Below are 22,431 nucleotides of genomic sequence, written 5' to 3'. Positions count from 1 at the left end.
CATAATTCCGCTGCCAAGTCCGACGAGCAAGTCCGACGAGCAAGGCGGACGATACGGCGGCTTGCCGGGCCGGGTCCCGGCCGCCATATATCCCTTCAGGCGGTCCCCAGGCGGGATCGCACATCGGAGCAAACCATGAACTGGCTTACCAATGTGGTCCGGCCGAAGATCCGCAACATGCTGCGGCGGGAGACGCCGGAGAATCTGTGGATCAAGTGCCCGGATTCCGGACAGCTCGTGTTCTACAAGGACGTCGAAGCCAACCAGTTCGTCATTCCCGGCTCGAACTACCATATGCGCATGAACGCGGTGGCGCGTCTGAAGTCGGTTTTCGACAATGAGACCTGGTACGACGTCGCGCTGCCTGACGTCACGCCCGATCCGCTCAAGTTCCGTGACGAGAAGAAGTACGTCGATCGCATCAAGGATGCCCGCGCGCGGACCAATCTGAACGACGCGATCAAGGTCGGCTACGGCAAGCTCGAAGGTGCCGCCGTCGTCGTCGCCGTGCAGGATTTCGACTTCATGGGCGGCTCGCTCGGCATGGCCGCGGGCGAAGCCATCGTGCGCGGGCTCGAGCTCGCGGTCGAGAAGAAGTCGCCCTTCATCGTGTTCGCCGCCAGTGGTGGCGCGCGCATGCAGGAAGGCATCCTGTCGCTGATGCAGATGCCGCGCACCACGGTCGCGGTGCAGATGCTGCGTGAAGCAAAACAGCCCTACATCGTCGTGCTGACCAATCCGACCACCGGCGGGGTCACCGCATCCTATGCGATGCTCGGCGACGTGCAGATCGCCGAACCGGGCGCGCTGATCGGTTTTGCCGGCGCGCGCGTGATCGAGCAGACCATTCGCGAAAAGCTCCCCGAGGGTTTTCAGCGCGCCGAATACCTCAAGGAGCACGGCATGATCGACATGGTCGTGCACCGCCACGAATTGCGTCCGACCCTGGCGCGGCTCTGCCGACTGTTGACCAGGGCGCCGGCGCTTGAGACCGCGTCAACGCCGGTGCAGCCGGTCGTCAGTCCGGCGCAGATCGTATCGGCTCCCGAAACGGCGCCGGCCGCGCCGCACGCGTGAACGCTTCCTCCGACCGCGCAAAGCCGCCGCTCGACGCATTGATCGGGCGGCTGTCGGCCCTGCACCAGAAACGCATCGATCTCGGGCTGGAGCGGATGCACCGCCTGCTCGACCGGCTCGGTCATCCCGAGCGCAAGCTGCCGCCGGTGATCCACATCGCCGGTACCAACGGCAAGGGCTCGACGCTCGCTTATCTGCGCGCGACGCTGGAGGCCGCCGGCCTGCGCGTCCACGCCTACACGTCGCCCTATCTCGTTCGCATCAACGAATGTTTCCGGCTCGGCCGCGTCGGTGGCGGTGTGCTGGTCAGCGACGACGAATTGCGCGCGGCGCTGGAACAGGTCGAGCGTGTCAATGCCGGCGAGCCGGCCACCGTGTTCGAGCTCAAGACGGCGGCGGCGTTTCACCTGTTCGCGCAGAACCCCGCCGATGTGGTTCTGCTGGAGGTCGGCCTTGGTGGCCGGCTCGATTCCACCAACGTCGTCGACGCGCCGGCAGCCTGCGTGATCACGCCTGTCAGCATGGACCACATGGATTTTCTGGGCGACACCTTGACGTCGATCGCGGGCGAAAAGGCCGCGATCATCAAGCGCGGCGTGCCTGTGGTTTGCGCGGAGCAGTCGGCTGAGGCGATGGCCGTGATCGAGGCGCAGGCCAAGCGCATGCGCGCCCCATTGTTTGCCGCGGGCGAGAGCTGGCACGTCAACGTCGAAAACGGGCGGCTGGTTTATTCCGATGAGCGCGGCTTGATGGATCTCACCGCGCCGCGCCTGTTCGGGCGCCACCAGTTCGACAATGCCGGCCTCGCCATCGCGACGTTGCGGGCCACCAACGCCTTCAAGGTCAACCAGGCGGCGTTCGAGGCCGGGATTGTCGGTGCGGAATGGCCGGCGCGGATGCAGCGCATTGCGTCTGGAGAGCTGCTCGCTTGGGGGCCGCAGGGATCGGAGATCTGGCTCGACGGCGGCCACAATGCGGAAGGCGGCCGCGTCGCGGCGGCCGCACTCGGCGATCTCGAAGAGCGGGTGTCGCGGCCGCTGGTCGTGATCGCCGGCATGATGGCCAACAAGGACGCGCAGAGTTTTCTCGCCAATTTCGCCGGTCTGACCCGCCACATCATCGCGGTGCCGATTCCCGACACCGACAACGCCATGCCGGTCGACCGCCTCACGGATGCCGCCCGCAGCCTCGGCATGCGCGTCGAGCCCGCGCCCGGCGTCGAGGCCGCACTGCGCGCCTTGGCGAAGCTCGCCTACGAAGTGCCGCCGCGCATCCTGATCACCGGCTCGCTCTATCTCGCCGGCCACGTGCTCGCCATCAACGGCACACCTCCTGTATAGTCTTCGTTCCATCCGGGCTACAGGAAGACCCATGCGTTTTGCCGCGATTGCCGACGTCCACGGAAACTACCTCGCGCTGGAAGCTGTGCTCGCCGACATCCGCGCGCAAGGCGTCTCCGACATCGTCAATCTCGGCGACATGCTGAGCGGCCCGCTCGATGCGCGCCGCACGATCGAGATTCTGATGAAGCTCGACGCCGTGCACGTGCTCGGCAATCATGACCGCTATCTGCTCGACCGTCCTCCGGAGAAGATGGGCTCGTGGGATCGTCCGGCCCATGCAGCGGTCAATGCCGCGCAACTCGACTGGCTGCGCGCGCAGCCGATGACGCGCGTGTTTCGCGAGCAAGTTTTCATGTGTCATGCGACGCCCGACAATGACGAAGTCTATTGGCTCGATACCGTGCATCCCGACGGCGCGGTGGCGCTGTCGCCGCTCGATCGCATCGAAGAGTTTGCGCAAAGTATCGCGCAATCGCTGATCCTGTGCGCCCACACCCATCTCGCCCGTGCCGTACGACTTCGGGACGGAAGGCTGATCGTCAATCCTGGCAGCGTCGGCGGCCCAGGTTTTCGTGACAAGCATCCTTTCCCGCATGTCGTCGAGGCCGGCACACCCCACGCGCGCTATGCGATTCTCGAGCTAACCGATGGCGCCTGGCAGGTCACGTTCCGCTATGTCGTCTACGATCACGAGATGATGGCCGCGCTCGCTCGCCGCAACGGCCAGCCGGAGTTGGCGAACGCGTTGGCGACGGGATGGCTCGGATAGTTGTCGCTCCATCTGGGCTACCGGCTACAGCTGTTTCAACAGCTTTATCGGGTCCACCACCTTCTGCTTCAGCTGCTCGAAGCTGCATTGCCGCGGGGCCTTGTCGGGGCGCCAGCGCAGGATCGAGGTACCGTGGCGAAAGCGGTCGCCGCTGAAATGGTCGTAGCAGACCTCGATCACGAGCTTCGGCTTGAGCGGACACCACTTCGCAGACCGCTCGGTGGACCAGCGGCTCGGCCCGCCCGGCGCGTTGCCGGTGAAGCCCGGCTCGCCGATCAGCGCCTCTAACCGATCGGTCAGGTCAGGCTTTTCCGTCGCCTTGATTGCCGAGGTGAAACCGACCTGGTGCAGGAGACCTCCGTCGTCATAGAGTCCGAGCAGCAGCGACCCGACCACCTTGCGGCCGGCGATCTTGTTGGTGGCATAGCGGAAGCCGCCGACCACGCAATCGGCGCTGCGGAATTTCTTGATCTTCTGCATGCCGTCGCGATTTCCCGCCTGGTAGGGCAGGTCGACGCGCTTGGCGATGACGCCGTCCGAGCCGCCACCGGATTGCGCCAGCCACTTTTTCGCAATGGCGTAGCTCGTCGTCGCCGGTGAGAGGCGGAAGATGCTGCCTTTCAGATTGGCTTTGGCAAACGCTTCCAGCGCCGGCCGTCGTTCGCTCAGCGGCTGCTCGGCAAGCTGTTTCTCCCTGGTCGTCGCAAGCAGATCGAAGCCGAGATACAGCGCTGGCGTTTCCTCCGAGAGCTTCTTCACACGGCTCGCCGCAGGGTGAATGCGTTGCAGCAGCGCGTCGAAGGAAAACCCCTTGCCATGCGGCACGACGATCTCGCCGTCGAGCGTGAAGCGATCCGCCTTCAGCTTCAGCGCTGCGGCGACGATCTCGGGGAAATAGCGCGCGAGGTCTTCGCCGGATTTCGAGCGCAGGTCAATGCTGCCGCCGTTGCGCGACAGCAGGCAGCGGAAGCCATCCCATTTCGGCTCGTATTGCCACTCCTTGCCGCGCGGGATCGCATCGACCGAGCGCGCCTCCATCGCCACGAGAGATGTCGATTTTCGCGCGCGTCTTGCAGGGGAAGGCACAGGCAGGACTCGTCTTACGCTGGAACTGTCCCATCAACGCAAAACGGCCGGCTTTCGCCGGCCGTTTCCAAAAATAATTTCGTGCAGGCGCGGATCAGACCGCGGAGGTGATCCACTGCTGCAGCTTTGCCTTCGGCGCCGCGCCGACCTGGCGGGAGGCCATCTCGCCGCCCTTGAAGATCATCAGGGTCGGAATCGACATCACGCCGTATTTCGACGCCGTCTTCGGGCTCTCGTCGACGTTGAGCTTCACGATCTTGACCTTGTCGCCCATCGCGCCGGCGATCTCGTCGAGCGCGGGTGCGATCATGCGGCAGGGGCCGCACCATTCGGCCCAGAAATCGACGACAACGGGGCCGTTTGCCTTGAGCACTTCGGCTTCGAAATCGGTGTCAGAAACCTTACCAACGGCCATGGGAGTACCTCGTACCTGAGAGAAGGGCGCGACGGGAATCGCGCCCGAGATCATGGCGTCAACCTATGAATGGCTCCTTGCCGGGTCAAGGACGCTCACACCGAGATGAAGAGATGCCAGCGCCGCGTCCAGCGCGGGAGCCGAAATCTCCATATATTCAAGGGACTCGGTCCAGAGCAGGACGGCGCGGACCGGCTTTTGGGGATAAAGCTTCGAAAGCACCGCCCGGTACAGCGCAAGCTGCCGGACATAGGCGGCGGGCGCCGCGGCGGCGCTCTTGGGAGCCGCCTGATTGGTCTTGAAATCGACGATCAGGACCTCATCCGGCCGAACGACCAGCCGGTCGATCTGGCCGGACACCAGCGCTGGGGAGCGGCCCTGCCGCTCCAGTCTGCCGACGATCGCGACCTCCGCCCGGCTGCCGGCGGCAAACACCGGCGCAAACCGCGGCTCGGCGATCAAGGCGAGCACCTTGTCGGCCAGCGCGGTCCGGTCGGCCTCCGCCCAGTCTGCGGCATTGCGCGCCAGGAAGCCGAGCGCGGCCTCGCGCCGGCGCTCAGTGGGGATGTTGGGGAGCGATTGCAGCAGCCGATGCACCAGCGTGCCGCGTTGCAGCGCGAGCGCGCGGGACTGCAGTGATTCGCCCGACAGCACCGCGCGGCCGTCCCCGGACGGCTGGCCGGAGGGGCGCACCGGATCGTCGTCGATGGTCTCGCGTGGTGCCCGTGTCCGCAGCCAGCCCGGGAGCGCGGTCGCCTGGTCCAACGAGACCGCGGGCATGCCCAGCGCCACGACATCCTCCGGTCGGGAGAAGCGCGTCACCTTTCCCAGCGGCGTCTCGATCGTCTCTTTCGCCAGGCCCGAGCCGGCGAGCCCGGTGTCGACCAGATCGTACCAGCTCAGCTTGCGGACCGTCTTCATGTTGCCGGGCATGCAGCCGCCGACGATGAGCCGGTCGGCGGCGCGCGTCATCGCAACGTAGAGCAGGCGGCGATATTCGTCCTCGGTCTCCTCGAGCATCGCCTTGCGGGCGTCGGCGACGGGCTTGGGATCGTCCGCCTTGCGTCCGGCCCAGACCACCACCTCGCCGCCATTGCCGCGCGGGACCTGGATCAGCCGCAGCCGCTGCGAATCCGCAGGCGACGATGTGGTGTCGACCATGAACACGACCGAGGCCTCCAGGCCCTTGGCGCCGTGCACGGTCATCACCCGCACCTCGTCGCGCGAGATCTCCATGTCGCGCTTCACCTCGGTATCGGCCGAGCGCAGCCAGGCCATGAAACCCTGCAGCGAGGCCGGCGCCTTGCGCTCGTAATTCAGCGCCAGTTCCAGGAATTCGTCGAGCGCGTCATTGGCCTCATGGCCGAGCCGGCGCAGCATGCGCGCGCGTCCGCCGTCGCCCCCGAGCAGCCAGGCGTAAAAGGCGAACGGCGTCTCCTCGCGGGCTCGGGTTTCGCAGGCTTCGAGGCGTCGCAACGCCGCGGTAAATTTTTCGCTTGTCGCGGCATGCTCGCCAAGCGCGCGGCGCAGCGATCCCTTGCGATCCCAGGCCAGCTGGAACAGATCGTCGTCATCGAGCCCGAACAGCGGGCTCTTCAGCGCCACCGCGAGCGCGAGATCGTCCTGCGGCAGCAACAGCGCGTCCGCGAGATTCATCAGGTCGATGATTCCGATGTGCTCGGTGAGCTTGAGCCGATCGGCGCCGGCGACCGGAACATTGGCGTGCTTCAGGGCCTGGATCACCGCGTCGAACGCATTGCCGCGCCGGCGCACCAGGATCAGCATGTCGCCATAGCGCAGCGGACGCCGTTCGCCCTCATGCCCGGTCAGCGTGCCGATCTCGACCAGCCGCTTGATCTCGGTCTGGATGCGGCGCGCGAGCTTCACCTCGGGGCTGGTGGCGGCGACGCCGTCGAACGGCGCGCGCCAGCCCTCGATCTCCTGCCTGTTGTCGGCCTCCGCAAGGTCCCACAGCTCGATTACGCTGGGGCCGGCATCGCCGAGTGCATTGTGCAGGGGATGACCGGTCTCGACCGAATGGATGCTCTTGTAGATCGCGGGCTCGCGGAAGACGTGGTCGACCGAATGCAGGATCGCGGCGCCGGAGCGGAACGAATAGGTGAAGGCGACCGGATCGAACTTCAGTCCGGCCGCCGTGAACTTGCGGTGCAGCTCGCGCCGGCGCGCGTCGAATTCTCGGGGCTGAGCACCCTGAAACGAGAAGATCGACTGCTTCTCGTCGCCGACAGCGAAGACGGTGCGGTTCAGGCCCTCGCGCGCACCTTCGCCGGCAGTGAACTCCGAGATGATGTGCGCGACGATGTCCCATTGCCGCGGACTGGTGTCCTGGGCTTCGTCGATCAGCACGTGATCGACGCCGCGGTCGAGCTTGTAGTGCACCCAGCCGGAGGAAACGCGGTCGAGCATCGCCAGCGTCTTGTCGATGAGATCGTCATAGTCAAGCAGACCGCGCTCCTGCTTCTCGCGGCGGTAGTTTGCGGCAGCCGCCGTCGCGATATGCAGCAGGGCGGCGGTGCGGTCCCGCATGGTCACCGCACGGCGCTTCTCGACCAATCCGCCGACGCGCTGCGCCTCGTTCTCGAACAGGCGGGCGACGGACGGGTTGTGATCGCAGAACTTCTTGGTCAGCACCGCCTTGCGCGGCAGCTTTTCGTCGGTCAGGAAAACGCTGAGATAGGCATCGACCTGCGCGCCGCCCGAAAACACCTTTGCCTCGCGAAGCCGGCAGGCCTGGTCGTTGTCGGACTTGCTGCCGTCCTCCAGTGCAAAAGCGATGTCATCCCAGCTCGATCGCGGCAGGAATGGACCGTCGACAATCTCGGTCTCGACGTCCTCGATCCGATCGCTCGCGTCCACGCCCAGCGCGGCCGCCATCTGCGCAGCAGCCAGCTCCGCGCTGCCGGCTTCATCGGTCCAGGCCATGAAGTGATCGCGGCTCAGGCAAGCCTCGCGCACCACTTCCTTGAAGGTGACATCGGCGGCGCTCGCCATCGCGGTCAGCAGCGCGCGGCCGGTGACGCTGTCAGGGTCGCGCGCGGCCTCCAGCAGCACCTTCAGATTGGCGCGTTCCATCATGTCAGTCTGGTCGCGCTCGTCGATCACGGCGAAGCGCGCGGGGACATTGGCCTCGAACGGAAACTGCTGGAGCAGGCGGGTGCACAGCGCGTGGATGGTCTGCACCTTCAGCCCGCCCGGCGTCTCCAACGCACAGGCGAACAGCTTTCGTGCGTCGCGCCGCAATTTTGCAGTGGGGTGCGGGATGCCGACCGCGCGAATCGCTGCATCGAGTGCGGTGTCGTCGAGTGTCACCCAATGCCCGAGCGTGGTGAACACGCGCTCGGCCATGTTGGCGGCGGCCGCCTTGGTGAAGGTGATGCAGAGGATCTTTTCCGGCGGCACGCCCGCGAGCAGCAGGCGGATCACCCGCTGCACCAGCACATGGGTCTTGCCCGAGCCGGCATTGGCCGAGACGAAGGCCGACGCGGTCGGATCCGATGCGCGCGCCTGTCGCGCGCGCACTTCATCCGGGATGGGGCGCGGTGCCTTCACCATTCCTCGATCCCCAATCCGCCGGCCGCGGACCATTCCTTGATACGGGCAAGATCGTCATAGGCGCCGTAGCGGTTGGTCCACATCGGCAGGTTCAACGAGGTGTAGGGCTGGCTCTCGTCCTCGAAGGCGCGGATCAGCGCCTCGAGCTTGGCCCGTGCTTCGGCGGCGGCCGTATCAGGCGGCTGCGGCTCGTCGCCCTGCTTGAACTTGAGTTCGAGAATGCGTTCTTCGCCCGGCGGATTGTTCCCGCTCAGGCGAACATAGACGAGCTGGCTCACGGACGCGCCGGCGTCGATGTCGGGAAAACCGCCCTCGCGCAGGATTGCGGCTTCCAGCGTGAGCTGCGGCGACAGGCCCATGCGGACCTGCTTGCCGGTCGGTGGCTGGCCGGTCTTATAGTCGAGGATGACGTATCCGCCGCCCTGGCGCCGTTCGATGCGGTCGGCGCGGGCGGAGAGACGGAAGCTGCGCCCATGGTCGAGCGGGATCGAAATCTCGCCGCGAGTTTCCGCGGCGATCGCCTCGATCGCGTCGCGCCGCGCCGTTTCCCATTCGCCGAACCAGCGCGCGATGCGCTGGAAGCGCGGCCACCACAGCGCCCGCGCCTCGGGTCGCTCCATCAGCGGCGCGAAGTATTTTTCGCCGATCGCGCGCAGCACCCGCGCGGGATCGTCGGGCAGATTCGTGGCGTAGCGTTCCGTGAACTCCCCGAGCGCATCGTGGATCGCCGAGCCGCGGTCGGCGGCCGACAGCGGCATGTCGACGGGATCGAGCGCGTCGAGCCGCAAAATGTGTTTTGCGTAGATCGTATAGGGATCGCGCAGCCAGTCCTCGATCCCCGTCACAGACATCCTGAGCGGGCGGGTCGCGCGTGGCGGTCGCGGCTCGGGCTGCTTGATCGGCCTCACCTCGTCGGGCTGGTCCAGCGCGGCTGCGAACTGCACGTATTTCTCGCCCGCGCGAATCGCGGCCTTCCAGTGCGCATCGCCCGCGACGGCCTCTAGCCGGTGCAGGAAGCGCGAGGCGACCGCCGGAGCACCGCCAGCCTTCGCGGAGTGGGTGAGGATGACCTCGTCGCCGCCGAGCAGTTGCGCAAAATCGTGCGCGGAGAGGCCGATCCGGCGTTCCGGCAGATCAAGGCCGAGCTGGTGCCGCATCGGCCGGCTCAGCCAGGGATCGACGCGCGGAGCCGGTGGCCAGACCCCCTCGATCAGCCCGCCAACGATGATTCGGTCGGCCTGCATCAGGCGCGATTCCAGCGGGCCGTAGATCTGAAGCCGCGCGCCCGGCCTGTCCCGCCGCCGCACCGCGCGATCGCTGAATGCGGTCTGGAACACGTCTGCGTAGTCGGGCAGCGTGACCATCAATCCGCTGGTGGTGCCGCCGCGCAGGAGATCGTCGAAGGCGCTCGCGAGCGCCAGGCCTTCGCGCTCCTCGAACGCCAGCGAGATGCCCTGCTCGTCGCGCGACAGCTCGATCATGATCTCGCGATGCCGATGCGCGAGTTCGGCGAAGTCGTACGGCTTTGATGACGCAAGACTCTCCATTGGCGCCAAGGCTTGTCGCAAGCCATCGATCAGCGCCTGAATGCGATCGAGGTCTTCCGCCTTGAGACGTGCGCGCGGCTCGGCCTTGTGCAGCGCGGAGACTTCGCTGCGCCACAGCTTGGCCAGCTCCTCGCGGAATCGATTGAGCTCGCGCAGCAGGCCGGCGGTGCCCGCGGGCGGCCGCGTTCCGCGCAACAAAGCGAGCTCCAGGCCTTCGATCGCCGTCTTCCATGCGCCGGGCGCCCGGCCGACCCGGCACAGCGGATGCTTCAGCATCGCCAGCAGCGTCGGCGGCTCCAATCCCTTGGTCGCCGCCTCCGCTGTCAGTCGCGCAAAGACGCCGGCGGAGGTTTCCATCAGGACGTCGCCGCCGGAATCATCGAATGCGAGATCCCATCGGCTCAGCGCGGCCATCACGCGCCGCGCCAGCGCGCGATCGGGCGTAACCAACGCTGCGGACTTGTCGAGATGCCTCGCCTCGCGCATCGCAATGGCGATCGCGAGCGCTTCCATTTCAGGATTGGGAGCTTCGACAACCGCGAGGTTCTTCATGCCCCCGGTGATCTTTAAGGCCACATCCGGCTGCTTCAGCCGGTCGTGCCAGATCTCGGTCTTGGCCGACGGCCGCATCGATTCCGACGCCAGCAGATCGCGGCCGCCTTCCGCCGGAGGCTTGAGGATATCGACGTCGCTGCGCTTGATGCCAAAACGATCCAGCAGCGCGTGCATGGCGTATTGCGGATGGTTCGAGACCGGATGCTCCGCGAACTTGCCGAGCGAGTCGCGTACGCCGCCGATGCTGCGCCAGGCATCGCCGTCGAGATCGGTGTCGAGGCCGGGCAGCACCACGGCACCATGCGGCAGCGAAGCGACTGCGTGGAGAAATCTTGCCGTGGCCGGCATCGAGCCGGTCGAACCGGCCGCGATCACGGGGCCATGGGGATGCGCGGTCAGCCGCTTGGCTTCGGCATCGATCAGGAGGTCGCGGCGGGCAGCGGGCTCGATGCGTTTGATTTCGGCGAGATGACCGGGCCAGGCGATGCGCGCGATGCGCAAGAATTCAAGCGAGTGCTGCCAATACCGATCGAGCATATCGGGCACGAGGCCGTCGAGCGCGCTCCAGTCGACGCCGCGCGTGACCATGTCGTCGATCAGCCGCGCGAGATCGGACGCCAGTGCCAGCGTCGAGGCGGGGCCGCCGACGACCAGCGGAGACAGCACCGGGCCCTTGGCCCAGGCCGCGACGAGCTGCGCCAGTGTCAGCCGCCGTTCGAGCTCGCCGAGCCGCGGCGGAATATCGAGCGGCCTTGCGCCGGAAAACTGTTCGCCCTCATCGGCGAATGCGAGCTCATCCTCGTCGATGTCGCCGAGCGCGACGATGCGCGGCAGCACGACCGCGTCCGCCTTCATCTCGTCGAGGAAGATCTCGCGGACGACGCGCATGGCGCGTCGTGTCGGCAGGTACAGCGTGGCATCCGCCAGCCGTGCCGGCTCCTTGCGCGCCTCAAAGCCGTCGACCAGCCGACCGTCGAGCAAGCTTGCGACGACGGTGCGCAGAAACGGAACTGAGACTGGAACGCTGAAAACGCGCATGAGCTGCCTGATTCGGGAATCAGGCGCCAATATAGGGAGGCGGACTCAAATGGATATGGGCGGAAGGGAGATAGTCCCCGCTGTTCGCGCCACCTGGACTGGTGTCATCATCCGCGAAGGCGGATGATCCAGTATTCCAGAGACGGGCAGATTCAGCCGAGAAGGCGCGGCGTACTGGATGCCCCGCCTTCGCGGTGCATGACAGCCCGGCTTACGCCACGCTCTCCAGAAACGCCTCTTCCGCCGCGTGCACGGCATCGGGCGTGCCGACATGCATCCAGACGCCGTCGAGGCGAAGGCCGAACAGCCGCTCCTGCTCGTTGGCACGGTCGAACATCTTGGTCAGCGAGAACTCGCCCGTGGGGGCATCGGCGAAGATCGACGGCGACAGGATCGCTGCGCCGGCATAGACGAACGGAACGACTTCTTTTTCCTTGCGCTTGCGCAGGGCGCCGTCGGCCAGCATGCCGTAATCGCCGCGGCCGCTATAGCCGATGCTGGTCGCCGTCGGCGCCATCAGCAGCAAAATGTCCATCCGCGCGGGATCGAAGTTTTCGGCGAGCCGCGTCAGGTTGGAGCGCACGCCGTCGATCCATAGCGTGTCGGAATTGACGTGAAAGAACGGTGCGTCCCCGAGCAGCGGCAGTGCCTTGACCACGCCGCCGCCGGTGCCGAGCACCTGGTCGCGCTCGTCCGAGATGGTCACGCGCGGATGCTGGCGGGATGCGGTGTGATCGATGATCTGGTCCGGCAGGTAGTGCACGTTGACCACCGCCTCGCTCACGCCGGCCTGGCCGAGCTTGTCGAGCACGTGGTCGAGCAGCGGCTGGCCGGCCACCGGAACCATCGGCTTCGGCATCTTGTCCGTCAACGGACGCATGCGCAGGCCGAACCCTGCGGCGAGCACCATGGCTTTGGTCGGTTTGACGGACATCCTTCGCTTTCTCAGACCTACTGATTTCGCGTTCGCAGCAATCCTAACACGAGGTTCGACTGACCGCACCGCGTCTTAACCGCCTTAACCACCTGCCATGACGCTTGTACGACGGGTGTTGCCGTTACGCCCCGATGGATGTGGAACGCGCCTTTTTCTTCTTGTCGCCGAGCTTGAGAAAGTTGACGCCGATCTGGTCGCCATTGACCCAGGCGAGCTCGCAGCGCCGATACGCAAGTCCGGTGGACGACAGCAGCAGAAAAAACTCCTTCAGATGCAAGCCTTCGACCGAGCCGTCGATGGTCAATTTGGCGCCGCTGTCGGAGACGTCCTCCATGGTGCAGTCGCGCCGCCAGGTGCCGTCGATACCCATCATCTGGGCCGCGATCCCGCGCTCGAAAACAACCCGGCTGTTGCCGCGCTCGTCCGTCTTCACCGCCATCTGCCCTGCTCCAGCCCCGTAATCATCCGGCTGCTCCGCCGCCAGATTACCGGCGTCTTGGCTAACAGCCGGTAAATCGGGCCCCGAATCAGTCGTTTCAGCCCCTGCTGGCCTTTCAGTCTTGGGCCGCGCATTGGGGCGGCGGGACGTTGGCGACATACCAGTCGCGCAGAGGGGCGAGCGCGGGATGCGCCAGGGAGCGCTGGAGATAGGTCCAGATCCGCGGCTGGTGACGCAGATAATGCGGCTTGCCGTCGCGGCGGTTGAGGCGGGCGAAGGTGCCGAGCAGACGCGTGTTCCGCTGCGCCGACATGATGGCGTAGAGCTCGGCGAAGCCGGCCGCGTCGAAGCTCGCGTCGCTCGCGCGGCGTGCCTTGATGTAGCGCGACAGCAGCGTCAGTTCGATCGCCTCGGGCACGTCGATGCGGGCGTCCTGGAGCAGCGACACCACGTCGTAGGATTGCGGCCCCAGCACGGTGTCCTGGAAATCGATCACGCCGACGCGTTCGATGCCGGTGCGATTCCCGAGCCAGATCAGGTTCGGCGAGTGATAGTCGCGGATGATCCAGGTCTTCGGCGAGGCCTGCGGTTTCTTCAGCAGCTCGCGCCACATCGCGAAAAATGCGGCGCGCTTCTCGTCGTCCAGCGGGGCATTGCGATCGGGCAGGTACCATTCCGGCATCAAGCCGATTTCAATCAGCAGCGCTTCGGTATCGAAGACGGGCATGGCGTAGCTCTGCCCGCCGAGCGGCAGTGTTTCCGGCAGCGTCTTGCCGTGCAGCACGGCTAGTAAATCGGCCGCGGCTTCGTAGCGCTCGACGATCGGGCGCGGCGGGTCGCCCTCGATCACGCCTTCGCTGCCGAAGTCCTCGCTGATCAGGAATCCATGGTCGAGGTCGGAATGATGGATCGCGGGCGCGGAGATTCCCTGCGCGCGCAGGCCCTCGTCGATGGCGACGAAGGGTTTGATATTTTCGGCGAGATGCACCGCGGCGCTGTAGGATTTTCCGTTGTACATGGCAGCACCATCCGGGCGCTGCGGAGAATTCATGAGGATGACGATTTCGTTGTCGCGGAGCAGCCGCGCATAGGAGCGGGTCGAGGCGTCGCCCGCCATGCGCTTGCGCGTTGCCTCCATGTAGCCGGATGCATCGAGGAATTCGCGCAGCGCCTGCAGCCGCGCGACGGTGGCGGCAGCATTGCCATGGCCGGTGATGTCGGCGGCGCGTGCATTCGAGCCCAATGCCGGCCGGTGCGTCAGCGCGATGTCGATGCGGTCTTGAGGCATCGCCGACGGTGCGCGCTCCGGCCATTCGATCAGGACGAGGGTTGCTTCCGGCAGCGGCGCCAGCCCTATCTCTTCGAGCTCGCTCTCGTCCTCGACGCGGTAGAGGTCGGCATGCATCACCGGGAATGGCGGCAGCTCGTAGCCCTGCACCAGCGTGAAGGTCGGGCTCGGCACTTCCAGTGCATCGTCGCCGGCGAGGTAGCGGATCATGGCACGCGCCGCCGCGGTCTTGCCGGCCCCGAGATCGCCGGTGAGCGTGATGACATCGCCGGGGCCGACCAGCAGCGCGAGGTCGGCCATCAGTTGCGCGGTGGCCGTCTCGGTGTGGAGCGCGACGGAGAATGTGGTTGGCGCAGTCATTCGGCGGCGTCGCGATGCGCCGCCTGGTCGGTCGGGAAGTCACAGATCACGACCGTGCCCCTGCCCACGATCGAATCGACCCGGATATTGCCGCCATGCAGCTCGACGAAGGAGCGCACCAGCGACAGGCCGAGCCCGGCGCCGCGGTGACGCGAGCCTTGTGAGCGGCTTTCGAACCAGTTGAACACCTTGTCCTTCATGTCGGCAGGTATTCCAGGCCCGGAATCTGTCACGGTGAAGACCACACTGCGTTCGGTGCGGCGGGCGCTGATGCCGACGGTGGAATCCGGTGGAGAAAACCCGACGGCGTTGGCGAGGAGGTTATAGAGCACCTGCACCACGCGCTTCTCGTCGCCGGTGAAGTTGCCGACATCGGGCGCGATCTCGACCTTGAGGCGGATGCGGTCGGTGGCGAGCCGGTCCTGGAGACCTTCGGCGGCGAGCTCGATGGTCTTGCTGACGTCGACCGGGCCGAGTTCCAGCTTCATGGCACCGGCGTCGATGGTGGCGAGATCCAGGATGTTGTTGGTCAGCGCCAGCAGCGCATTGGTCGATTTGGTGACGTAGTCGAGATATTCGGCCTGTTTCGGCGTCAGCGGCCCGGTCGAGGGATCGCTGAGGAAATGCGCGAAGCCGATGATGGTGGTGAGCGGCGAGCGCAGCTCGTAGGAGACGTGGTGGACGAAATCCACCTTCATCTGGTCGGCCGCCTCCAGCGCCTCGTTGCGCTCGCGCAGCGCGCGCTCGACGTTCTCGGTGTCGGTGATGTCCTGGAAGGTCAGCATCGTGGCGCCGTCGTGCAGGGGCCGGATCATGCCGTCGAGCACGCTGCCGTCCTTGCGCTCCAGCTTCAGCGGAATGTCGGCGCGGCTCTCGATCGAGGTGACGGCCTCGCGGATCTGTCGCCAGACGACCGCGTCGTCGAACAGCTGATGGCACCAGCCCTCGACCGTCTGGATGTGCGGCTCGTCGCGCATGGCGTCAACGGACAGCTTCCACATCCGGACGAAGGCCGGGTTGAACAGCTGCGCCTTGCCGTTGCTGCCGAACACCGCGACGCCCTCGGCCAGGCTGTCCAGCGTTTCGCGCTGGACCCGGATCATTCCGTCGAAGCGTCGGGCGAGCTCGAGGCTCTCGGTGACGTCGTCGAACAGATAGGTGACGCCGCCTTCGGGGTTCGGCGTGGTGACGACGGAGAGCGCGCGGCCGTCGGGCAGGTACCAGGTGTCCTTGGCAGCCTCGACCGCGCGATAGGCCTCGTGCAGCTTGGCTTTCCAGGCGCGGAAGTCCGGCTGTTCCGGCAATTTGCGCGCGGCGCGGAGCTTGTCGAGCACGCTGGAATCATCGGGGTTGGCGTCGAGAAAGGTACGGTCGAGGTCCCACAGCTGGCGATAGGAATCATTGTAGAAGGCGAGCCGGCGCTGGCCGTCGAACACGGCGACGCCGGAGGAGAGCTGGTCGAGCGTGCGGCGATGCGCTTCCGCCATCCGCACCAGCGCTGAGCTCAACGCATCCGCCTCGCTGGCATCGATGGCAACGCCGACATTGCCGCCGCCGACATTGACGGCGCGCACGTCATAGATGCGCCGCTCGCCGCCGATCACGATCGGCAGGCGCGAGGTGAAATTGGCCGCTTCCTTCAGCCCCCGCTCCATCGCGCTCCGGTCGGCGCTGTCGAGCAGCTCGAGCTTGCGCTCCTGGGCGTCGGTGATGCTGGCCGCCTCGGTCGCACGGACATAGGCGGGGTTGGCGTAAGCCAGCGCGCCGTTCTCGCCCTTGGCCCAGATCGGCCAGGGTGCGGCGGTCGCGAAGCCGCGCAGCATCTCCGTCTCGTCGGAGAGGGCCTTGTAACGCAGATTGGTCTCGGCCAGATCGCGGCGGAGCCCTGAGAGTTCGCGAATCCTGACGATGGCCTGGCCGCCGATGGCGCGGCCGATGGCCTCCAGCGTGTGGCCATGCGCGGTGGTGAGCGTCAGCTGGAACCCGTCGCCGCGGTCGCGCAGCGCGTCGACGGCGTGGTCCATCCGGAGCGCCGGTTCCGGCGGCAACCAGGTTCCAAACGCCAGCACGCGCTGTGGAGAGGAGTCGCGCGGCAGCACCATGGAGGTGTCACCGGAGATCTGCGCGCGATTGTCGCCGGCCGGCCAGGAGATCAGGATCTGCGGCTCGGCAAACAGCAGTGCGCCGAATCGGTCGGCCTGGAGCTGGAGTTCCCCGATCCGTGCGCGCAGCCGCGCCTCGTTCTTCGCCGTGCGAACGCGCGTGCGCATCAGGAGGATCGCGGCCACCACCGAGAAGCCGAGCAAGGCCAGCGCGGTAGCCAGCACCGCGAGCTCCTGCCGGTTGAAATCCAGCAGCGTTGAGAGTGTGTCGACGAGGTCGGCGGCCTCAGCCGGCGCAGCCGGCAGCAGCGCTGCGAGAGCGCTTCCCAACAAGCCGTTGCGCACGAGTGATGTGCACGACAGCAGCGTCCGACGCATCGACACGATCACGCCTGACATAGTTGCCCCAAGATCGCACGATTTGCGCGCGGCGACCCCCGTCGCGCGCGAATCAAACGACAATACCCTCACCGTGACTCGACCGGTAAGAGTCCAGATCGTGAACGCAAAGGCGGTCCCAAAAAAATGCGGGGCGCGGTGTTCCAATTCACGTAGTTCCTCGGGTGATTCGGCGGAAATTGCCGCGCCTAGCGACCGGTCGAGCCGAATCCGCCGGCGCCACGGTCGGTCGCGGACAATGTCGCCACGGGAACCAGCGCGGCCTGCGCCATTGGCGCGATCACCATCTGCGCGATGCGCTCGCCGCGCTTGACCATGAAGGCGGTCTGGCCGTGATTGATCAGGATCACCTTGATCTCGCCGCGATAGTCCGCGTCGATCGTTCCCGGCGAGTTCAGCACGGTGACGCCGTGCTTGGCGGCAAGGCCCGAACGCGGCCGCACCTGCGCCTCGTACCCGGGCGGCAACGCGATCGCGAGTCCCGTCGGCACCAGCGTGTATTGGCCGGGCGCGAGCGTCAGGGGCTCGTTCTCGGCTACCGCCGCCATCAGGTCGAGACCGGCGGCATCATTGGTCTGATAGGCCGGCAGCGGCAGCCCCTCCGCATGGGGCAAACGTTGCAGTTCGACGGTGACTTTGGTGCTCAAGATGCGGGCTCCCGGGATTTGCCGGTCACGCTTTTTGCGATATGCGCGACCAGTTCAATGGCGACCTGTTCCTTGGTCATCACCGGCCAGGAATCAACTGCAATCTCGCCATCCTTCTCATCGTTCTTCTCACTGTTCCTGCGACTGATGAGGTGCACGGTGTTGCGGTCCCCGCCCATCACCCCGGTTGCGGGGGAGACGTCGTTGGCGACAATCCAGTCGCAGCCCTTGCGGGCAAGCTTCGACTTGGCGTTGTCGATGAGGTGCTCGGTCTCGGCGGCAAAGCCGATCACCAGCGGCGGACGCGTGTCGGTCAGTTTCGAGATCGTCGCGAGGATATCGGGGTTCTCGACCAGCTGGAGCGGCGGCATGCCGGCCGAAGTCTTCTTCAGCTTCTGCTCGCCTTCGTTGACGACCCGCCAGTCGGCGACGGCGGCGGCGAAGATCGCGATGTCAGCGGGAAGCGCGGCCTGCACCTGTTCCAGCATCTGCCGTGCCGATTCCACATGCTTGACCGTCACGCCTTGGGGATCGCTGAGATCGACCGGGCCGCTGACCAGGATCACCTCGGCGCCTGCGGCCTGTGCGGCGGCAGCGATCGCAAAGCCCTGTTTGCCGGAGGACCGGTTGGCGATGTAGCGCACCGGATCGATCGGCTCGTGGGTCGGACCAGCCGTGATCAGCACGCGCTTGCCGGCGAGGGGGCGCGGCACTGGCGGCCGCAGCAGGCGCTCGGCGGCGGCCGCAATTTCGAGCGCCTCGGACATGCGGCCAATACCGGCTTCACCTGCTTCCGCCATCTCGCCGGAATTCGGCCCGATCAGCATCACGCCGTCGCGTTGAAGCTGCGCGACGTTGCGCCGCGTCGCCGCGTTGTTCCACATCAGCGGGTTCATCGCCGGCGCGAGCAGGACCTTGCGGTTGGTCGCGAGCAGGATGGCGCTGGCGAGATCGTCGGCATGACCGTTGGCGATCTTGGCCATCAAATCCGCGGTCGCGGGCGCCACCACGATCAGGTCGCACTCGCGCGCGAGGCGGATATGACCAGCGTCGAACTCGCTCTGGGGATCGAACAGGTCGGTGTAGACGCGCTCATGCGAGAGCGCGCTCACGGCCAACGGCGTGATGAATTGCTGCGCCGCCTTGGTCAGCACGCAACGCACCTCGATCCGCCGCTCCTTGAGCCTTCGGATCAGGTCGAGCGATTTGTAGGCCGCGATCCCGCCGCCGATGATCAGGGTGACGCTGGCTTCTGGAGCGGCGCCGGTGCGTTGGGGCAGCGGTGTGGCCGAAGCCGCGGGCGGCGCCGTGAATGGCGTCAGGGGCTCCTCGCGGCCTTCGATCAGCTCCCCGAGGATGACCCGGACCTCTTCCTCGACCGACCTGCGGTTCTTGGCCGAGCGCAGGCGGAGGAAGGTTTTGACGTTCTCGTCGAGCTTGCGGATGGTCAGACTTGCCATGGCACTCTCCGGCGCGAAATGATTGCGATGCTATCATTCGCATGATTGCACTGCAATCAAAGATTCCGGACGGCGATCAGGATGCCGATGAAGGTCGCGGCGATGATCCAGAGCGCCACGGTGCGCCAACGGTTCTTGCGGCCCTCGCTGCGGCCCATCGCCGCGATGCTCTCCGGCGACAGCCGGATGCCCTCCCGTGTCATGGTCTCCAGCTGTTCGAGCACCGCAACCGAGCGCGCGGCGATATCAGGCAGACGCATCAGGATGCGCGCGAGATCGCCGGTGCCGGAGATCGCGCCCTGGACCCGGCCGATCGGACCGAGATTGCGCTCGATCCATTCCCGCACCACGGGGTCGGCGACCTTCCAGATGTCGAGCTTGGGATCGAAGCCGCGTGCCACGCCCTCGACCACCACCATGGTCTTCTGGAGCAGGATCAACTCGGGCCGCGTGGTCATGTCGAACAGGCCGGTGACCTCGAGCAGCAGCGTCAGCAGCCGCGCCATCGAGATCTCTTCCGCCGTGCGGTTGTGAATGGGCTCGCCGATGGCGCGGATCGCTTGCGCGAAGTTCTCGACCGAGTGATGCGCGGGCACATAGCCTGCCTCGAAATGCACTTCCGCGACACGACGATAGTCGCGGGTGATGAAGCCGAGCAGGATTTCGGCGAGGAAGCGCCGCTCCTTCATGCCGAGCCGGCCCATGATGCCGAAATCAACCGCGACGAGGCGGCCCGCGTCATCCAGGAACAGATTGCCCGGATGCATGTCGGCGTGGAAGAAGCCGTCGCGCAACGCGTGGCGCAGGAAGCTCTGAATCACCTTGCGGCCGAGATCGGGCAGGTCGACCTGCGACTCGGCCAGGCGCTTGTGATCGTTCAGCGCGATGCCGTCGATCCACTCCATCGTCAGCACGTTGTGCGTGGTACGGTCCCAGTCCACGGTCGGCACCCGGAAATCAGGATCGTCGCGCGTGTTCTCCGCCATCTCCGACAGCGCCGCGGCCTCGAGGCGCAGGTCCATCTCCATCGCGACCGAGCGCGACATGGTGTTGATGACTTCGATGAGGCGCAGGCGCCGCGCCTCGGACGAATAGGATTCGGCCTTGTAAGCGACGAAGAAGAAGTCGGAGAGGTCGCGGCGGAAGCGAGCGGCCACGTTGGGGCGCAGCACTTTCACGGCGACCGCCTTGCGGATGCCGTCGCGCAGGACTTCGCCGCGATGCACCTGTGCGATCGAGGCCGCTGCGACCGGCGCGCTGAGGCTCACGAACACATCGGTCAGCGGCCGTTCCAGCGAAGTCGCGATCGCAGCCTCCGCTTCGGCTTGCGAAAACGGCGGCAAGCGGTCCTGGAGGCTTTCGAGGTCGCGCGCCATGATGACGCCGACGACGTCGGGACGGGTCGCCAGAAATTGACCGAGCTTGAGATAGGCCGGGCCCATCCGGGTCAACGCGCGCGACAGCCGCGGGCCCTGCTTCGGACCGCGCCGCTCGATGATGCGCGCAAGTTTCAGCGCGAGCTGTCCGTGCGGCGGTACCAGACTCGGATCGACGGCGCCGAACACGCCCTCGCGCGCGAATACGAACGCGGCGCGCATCAGGCGCGCACTATGGGTTATGGCAGAGATCACAAACGCCAGCCCGAATGCAGTGCGACGATGCCGCCGGACAACATCTGCCAGTTCACGCGGGCGAAGCCGGCGTTGCGGATCATGTCGGCGAAGGCGTTGGGTCTTGGAAACTTGCGGATCGACTCGACCAGATATTGGTAGGACTCGGCGTCACCCGTGATCATGCGGCCGAGCGGCGGGATCACCTTGAACGAGAACAGGTCATAAAGGCGATCGAGCCCGGGCATCTCGACGGTGGAGAATTCCAGACAGAGGAAGCGGCTGCCTGGCTTGAGCACGCGATAGGCTTCGGCCAGCGCAAGGTCGATCCGCGGCACGTTGCGAATGCCGAAAGCGATCGTGTATGCGTCGAAGCTGCGGTCGGCGAAGGCGAGCGCTTCGGCATTGCCCTCGACGAAATCGACCTGGGTCTCGAGATGCCGCTTCGCGGCGCGCTCGCGGCCGACCTCCAGCATCCCGGAATTGATGTCGCAGACGGTGGCATGGAAGCCCGCGCCTGCGGCCTTGGCGGCGCGGAACGAGATGTCGCCTGTGCCGCCGGCAACGTCGAGCAGCGCGAACGGCCGGTCGCCTCTGGGCGGGTCGAGCGCGGTGATCATGATGTCCTTCCAGACCCGGTGCAGGCCACCGGACATCAAATCGTTCATCAAATCATAGCGCGACGCCACACTGTGAAACACATCGTTCACCAGCGTCTGCTTGTCGCCCAGGGGAACGTCCCTGAAGCCAAAATGCGTGGTTTCGCCCGGCCGATCCATTACTCTACTCCACGAGGCGGACCATAGCGCGCCCGCCGCAATGGCGCTATCACACCGCCCTCATAAGGTGAATGCCTGACCATGCCCGAATTGCCCGAAGTCGAGACCGTCCGCCGCGGCCTTCAGCCTGTCATGGAGGGTGCGAAAATCCTGGTCGCGGAGGCCCGCAGGCCCGATTTGCGCTTTCCCTTCCAGCCCGACTTCGTGGCCCGACTGAAGGGGCAGGTCGTCACTGGGCTCGGCCGCCGTGCAAAATATCTCCTGGCCGATCTCGCCTCCGGCGACGTGCTGTTGATGCATCTGGGCATGTCGGGCTCGTTTCGCGTCATCAAGCCGGACAACGAGGTAGCGCCCGGCGAGTTTCACTATCCGCGAGCCAAGGACTCCACGCACGATCACGTGCTGTTTCGGATGTCCTCCGGGGCCGACATCATCTTCAACGATCCGCGCCGCTTCGGTTACATGAAAGTGATCGCGCGCAGTGCCCTCGACGAGGAGCCGCTGTTGCGCGGGCTTGGCCCCGAGCCGCTCGGCAACGAATTCGACGCCGCGATGCTGGCGCGGTCCTGCGCTGGCAAGACCACGAGCCTGAAAGCCGCGCTGCTCGATCAGCGCGTGGTCGCCGGGCTCGGCAATATCTATGTCTGCGAAGCCCTGCATCGCTCGCATCTGTCGCCGCGCCGGATCGCCGCGACGCTGTCGACCAAGAAGGGCGAGACCACCGACCATGCGAAGCGACTGGTCGGCGCGATCCATACCGTGCTGAACGACGCCATCAAGGCCGGCGGCTCCAGCTTGCGCGATCATCGCCAGACCTCGGGCGAGCTCGGCTATTTCCAGCACTCGTTCAAGGTCTATGACCGCGAGGACGAGAAATGCACGACGCCGCGATGCGGCGGCACCGTGAAGCGTTTTACGCAGAACGGCCGGTCGACCTTCTGGTGTCCGAAATGTCAGAAGTGAAAATCAGGCTCGTAACCGAGAGGCCGTAAGCTTCTGCGAGAGTG

At 66.0% G+C, this 22,431-nt stretch carries 16 protein-coding genes; 4 read left to right on the top strand and 12 right to left on the bottom strand.

Features of this window, described 5'->3' with window-relative positions:
- Positions 1–135 precede the first annotated feature (135 nt).
- From accD to IVB40_RS35015, 3 genes are read left to right on the top strand one after another with little or no spacing between them, the layout of a single operon-like run.
- Positions 136–1,077, top strand: coding sequence for an acetyl-CoA carboxylase, carboxyltransferase subunit beta (accD, locus tag IVB40_RS35025; protein WP_247817717.1), 942 nt, complete (start codon positions 136–138; stop codon positions 1,075–1,077).
- Positions 1,074–2,417, top strand: a complete 1,344-nt coding sequence (locus tag IVB40_RS35020; RefSeq protein WP_247817716.1) for a folylpolyglutamate synthase/dihydrofolate synthase family protein — start codon at positions 1,074–1,076, stop codon at positions 2,415–2,417. The genes accD and IVB40_RS35020 overlap by 4 nt, the downstream gene beginning before the upstream one ends.
- A 31-nt stretch (positions 2,418–2,448) precedes the next feature.
- Complete coding sequence (locus IVB40_RS35015; protein WP_247817715.1) at positions 2,449–3,189, top strand: metallophosphoesterase family protein; 741 nt, start codon at positions 2,449–2,451, stop codon at positions 3,187–3,189.
- Between the two features lie 24 nt (positions 3,190–3,213).
- Here IVB40_RS35015 and IVB40_RS35010 read toward each other — a convergent pair whose 3' ends face one another.
- From IVB40_RS35010 to ubiE, 12 genes are all read right to left on the bottom strand, one after another.
- On the bottom strand, positions 3,214–4,227 hold the full coding sequence (locus tag IVB40_RS35010) for an ATP-dependent DNA ligase (RefSeq protein ID WP_247819632.1): 1,014 nt from the start codon (positions 4,225–4,227) through the stop codon (positions 3,214–3,216).
- Positions 4,228–4,369: 142 nt separating this feature from the next.
- The gene (trxA, locus tag IVB40_RS35005; protein ID WP_007598398.1) at positions 4,370–4,690 is read right to left on the bottom strand and encodes a thioredoxin; all 321 of its coding nucleotides are present in this window, start codon (positions 4,688–4,690) and stop codon (positions 4,370–4,372) included.
- Positions 4,691–4,753: 63 nt separating this feature from the next.
- Complete coding sequence (gene addA, locus IVB40_RS35000; RefSeq protein ID WP_247817714.1) at positions 4,754–8,263, bottom strand: double-strand break repair helicase AddA; 3,510 nt, start codon at positions 8,261–8,263, stop codon at positions 4,754–4,756.
- Positions 8,257–11,403, bottom strand: coding sequence for a double-strand break repair protein AddB (gene addB / locus IVB40_RS34995; protein WP_247817713.1), 3,147 nt, complete (start codon positions 11,401–11,403; stop codon positions 8,257–8,259). The genes addA and addB overlap by 7 nt, the downstream gene beginning before the upstream one ends.
- 211 nt (positions 11,404–11,614) lie before the next feature.
- On the bottom strand, positions 11,615–12,337 hold the full coding sequence (locus IVB40_RS34990; RefSeq protein WP_027566154.1) for a nucleotidyltransferase family protein: 723 nt from the start codon (positions 12,335–12,337) through the stop codon (positions 11,615–11,617).
- Positions 12,338–12,461: 124 nt separating this feature from the next.
- Complete coding sequence (locus IVB40_RS34985; RefSeq protein ID WP_247285101.1) at positions 12,462–12,779, bottom strand: PilZ domain-containing protein; 318 nt, start codon at positions 12,777–12,779, stop codon at positions 12,462–12,464.
- Between the two features lie 115 nt (positions 12,780–12,894).
- A complete protein-coding gene (gene tsaE / locus IVB40_RS34980) occupies positions 12,895–14,427 on the bottom strand; it encodes a tRNA (adenosine(37)-N6)-threonylcarbamoyltransferase complex ATPase subunit type 1 TsaE (protein WP_247817712.1) in 1,533 nt (510 codons plus the stop codon).
- Complete coding sequence (locus IVB40_RS34975) at positions 14,424–16,928, bottom strand: PAS domain-containing sensor histidine kinase (RefSeq protein WP_027566152.1); 2,505 nt, start codon at positions 16,926–16,928, stop codon at positions 14,424–14,426. Before IVB40_RS34975 ends, tsaE begins: the two co-directional genes overlap by 4 nt.
- A 188-nt stretch (positions 16,929–17,116) precedes the next feature.
- A complete protein-coding gene (dut, locus tag IVB40_RS34970) occupies positions 17,117–17,575 on the bottom strand; it encodes a dUTP diphosphatase (protein WP_247817711.1) in 459 nt (152 codons plus the stop codon).
- Positions 17,572–19,035: a bifunctional phosphopantothenoylcysteine decarboxylase/phosphopantothenate--cysteine ligase CoaBC gene (coaBC, locus tag IVB40_RS34965; RefSeq protein WP_247817710.1), complete on the bottom strand. Its 1,464-nt coding sequence runs from the start codon at positions 19,033–19,035 to the stop codon at positions 17,572–17,574. The genes dut and coaBC overlap by 4 nt, the downstream gene beginning before the upstream one ends.
- A gap of 56 nt (positions 19,036–19,091) precedes the next feature.
- Positions 19,092–20,666 (bottom strand): 2-polyprenylphenol 6-hydroxylase, encoded by a 1,575-nt coding sequence (gene ubiB, locus IVB40_RS34960; protein WP_247817709.1) that lies wholly within the window; start codon positions 20,664–20,666, stop codon positions 19,092–19,094.
- Positions 20,663–21,424 (bottom strand): bifunctional demethylmenaquinone methyltransferase/2-methoxy-6-polyprenyl-1,4-benzoquinol methylase UbiE, encoded by a 762-nt coding sequence (gene ubiE / locus IVB40_RS34955; protein WP_027566148.1) that lies wholly within the window; start codon positions 21,422–21,424, stop codon positions 20,663–20,665. The genes ubiB and ubiE overlap by 4 nt, the downstream gene beginning before the upstream one ends.
- A gap of 81 nt (positions 21,425–21,505) precedes the next feature.
- Here ubiE and mutM point away from each other — a divergent pair, with 81 nt between their 5' ends.
- The gene (mutM, locus tag IVB40_RS34950) at positions 21,506–22,387 is read left to right on the top strand and encodes a bifunctional DNA-formamidopyrimidine glycosylase/DNA-(apurinic or apyrimidinic site) lyase (RefSeq protein ID WP_247817708.1); all 882 of its coding nucleotides are present in this window, start codon (positions 21,506–21,508) and stop codon (positions 22,385–22,387) included.
- Positions 22,388–22,431 lie beyond the last annotated feature (44 nt).

Origin of the sequence: Bradyrhizobium sp. 40, from assembly GCF_023100925.1 — a bacterium.
Classification (GTDB): domain Bacteria; phylum Pseudomonadota; class Alphaproteobacteria; order Rhizobiales; family Xanthobacteraceae; genus Bradyrhizobium.
The sequence above is the reverse complement of the archived record's forward strand: the minus strand, read 5'-3'. Positions and strand labels throughout refer to the sequence as shown.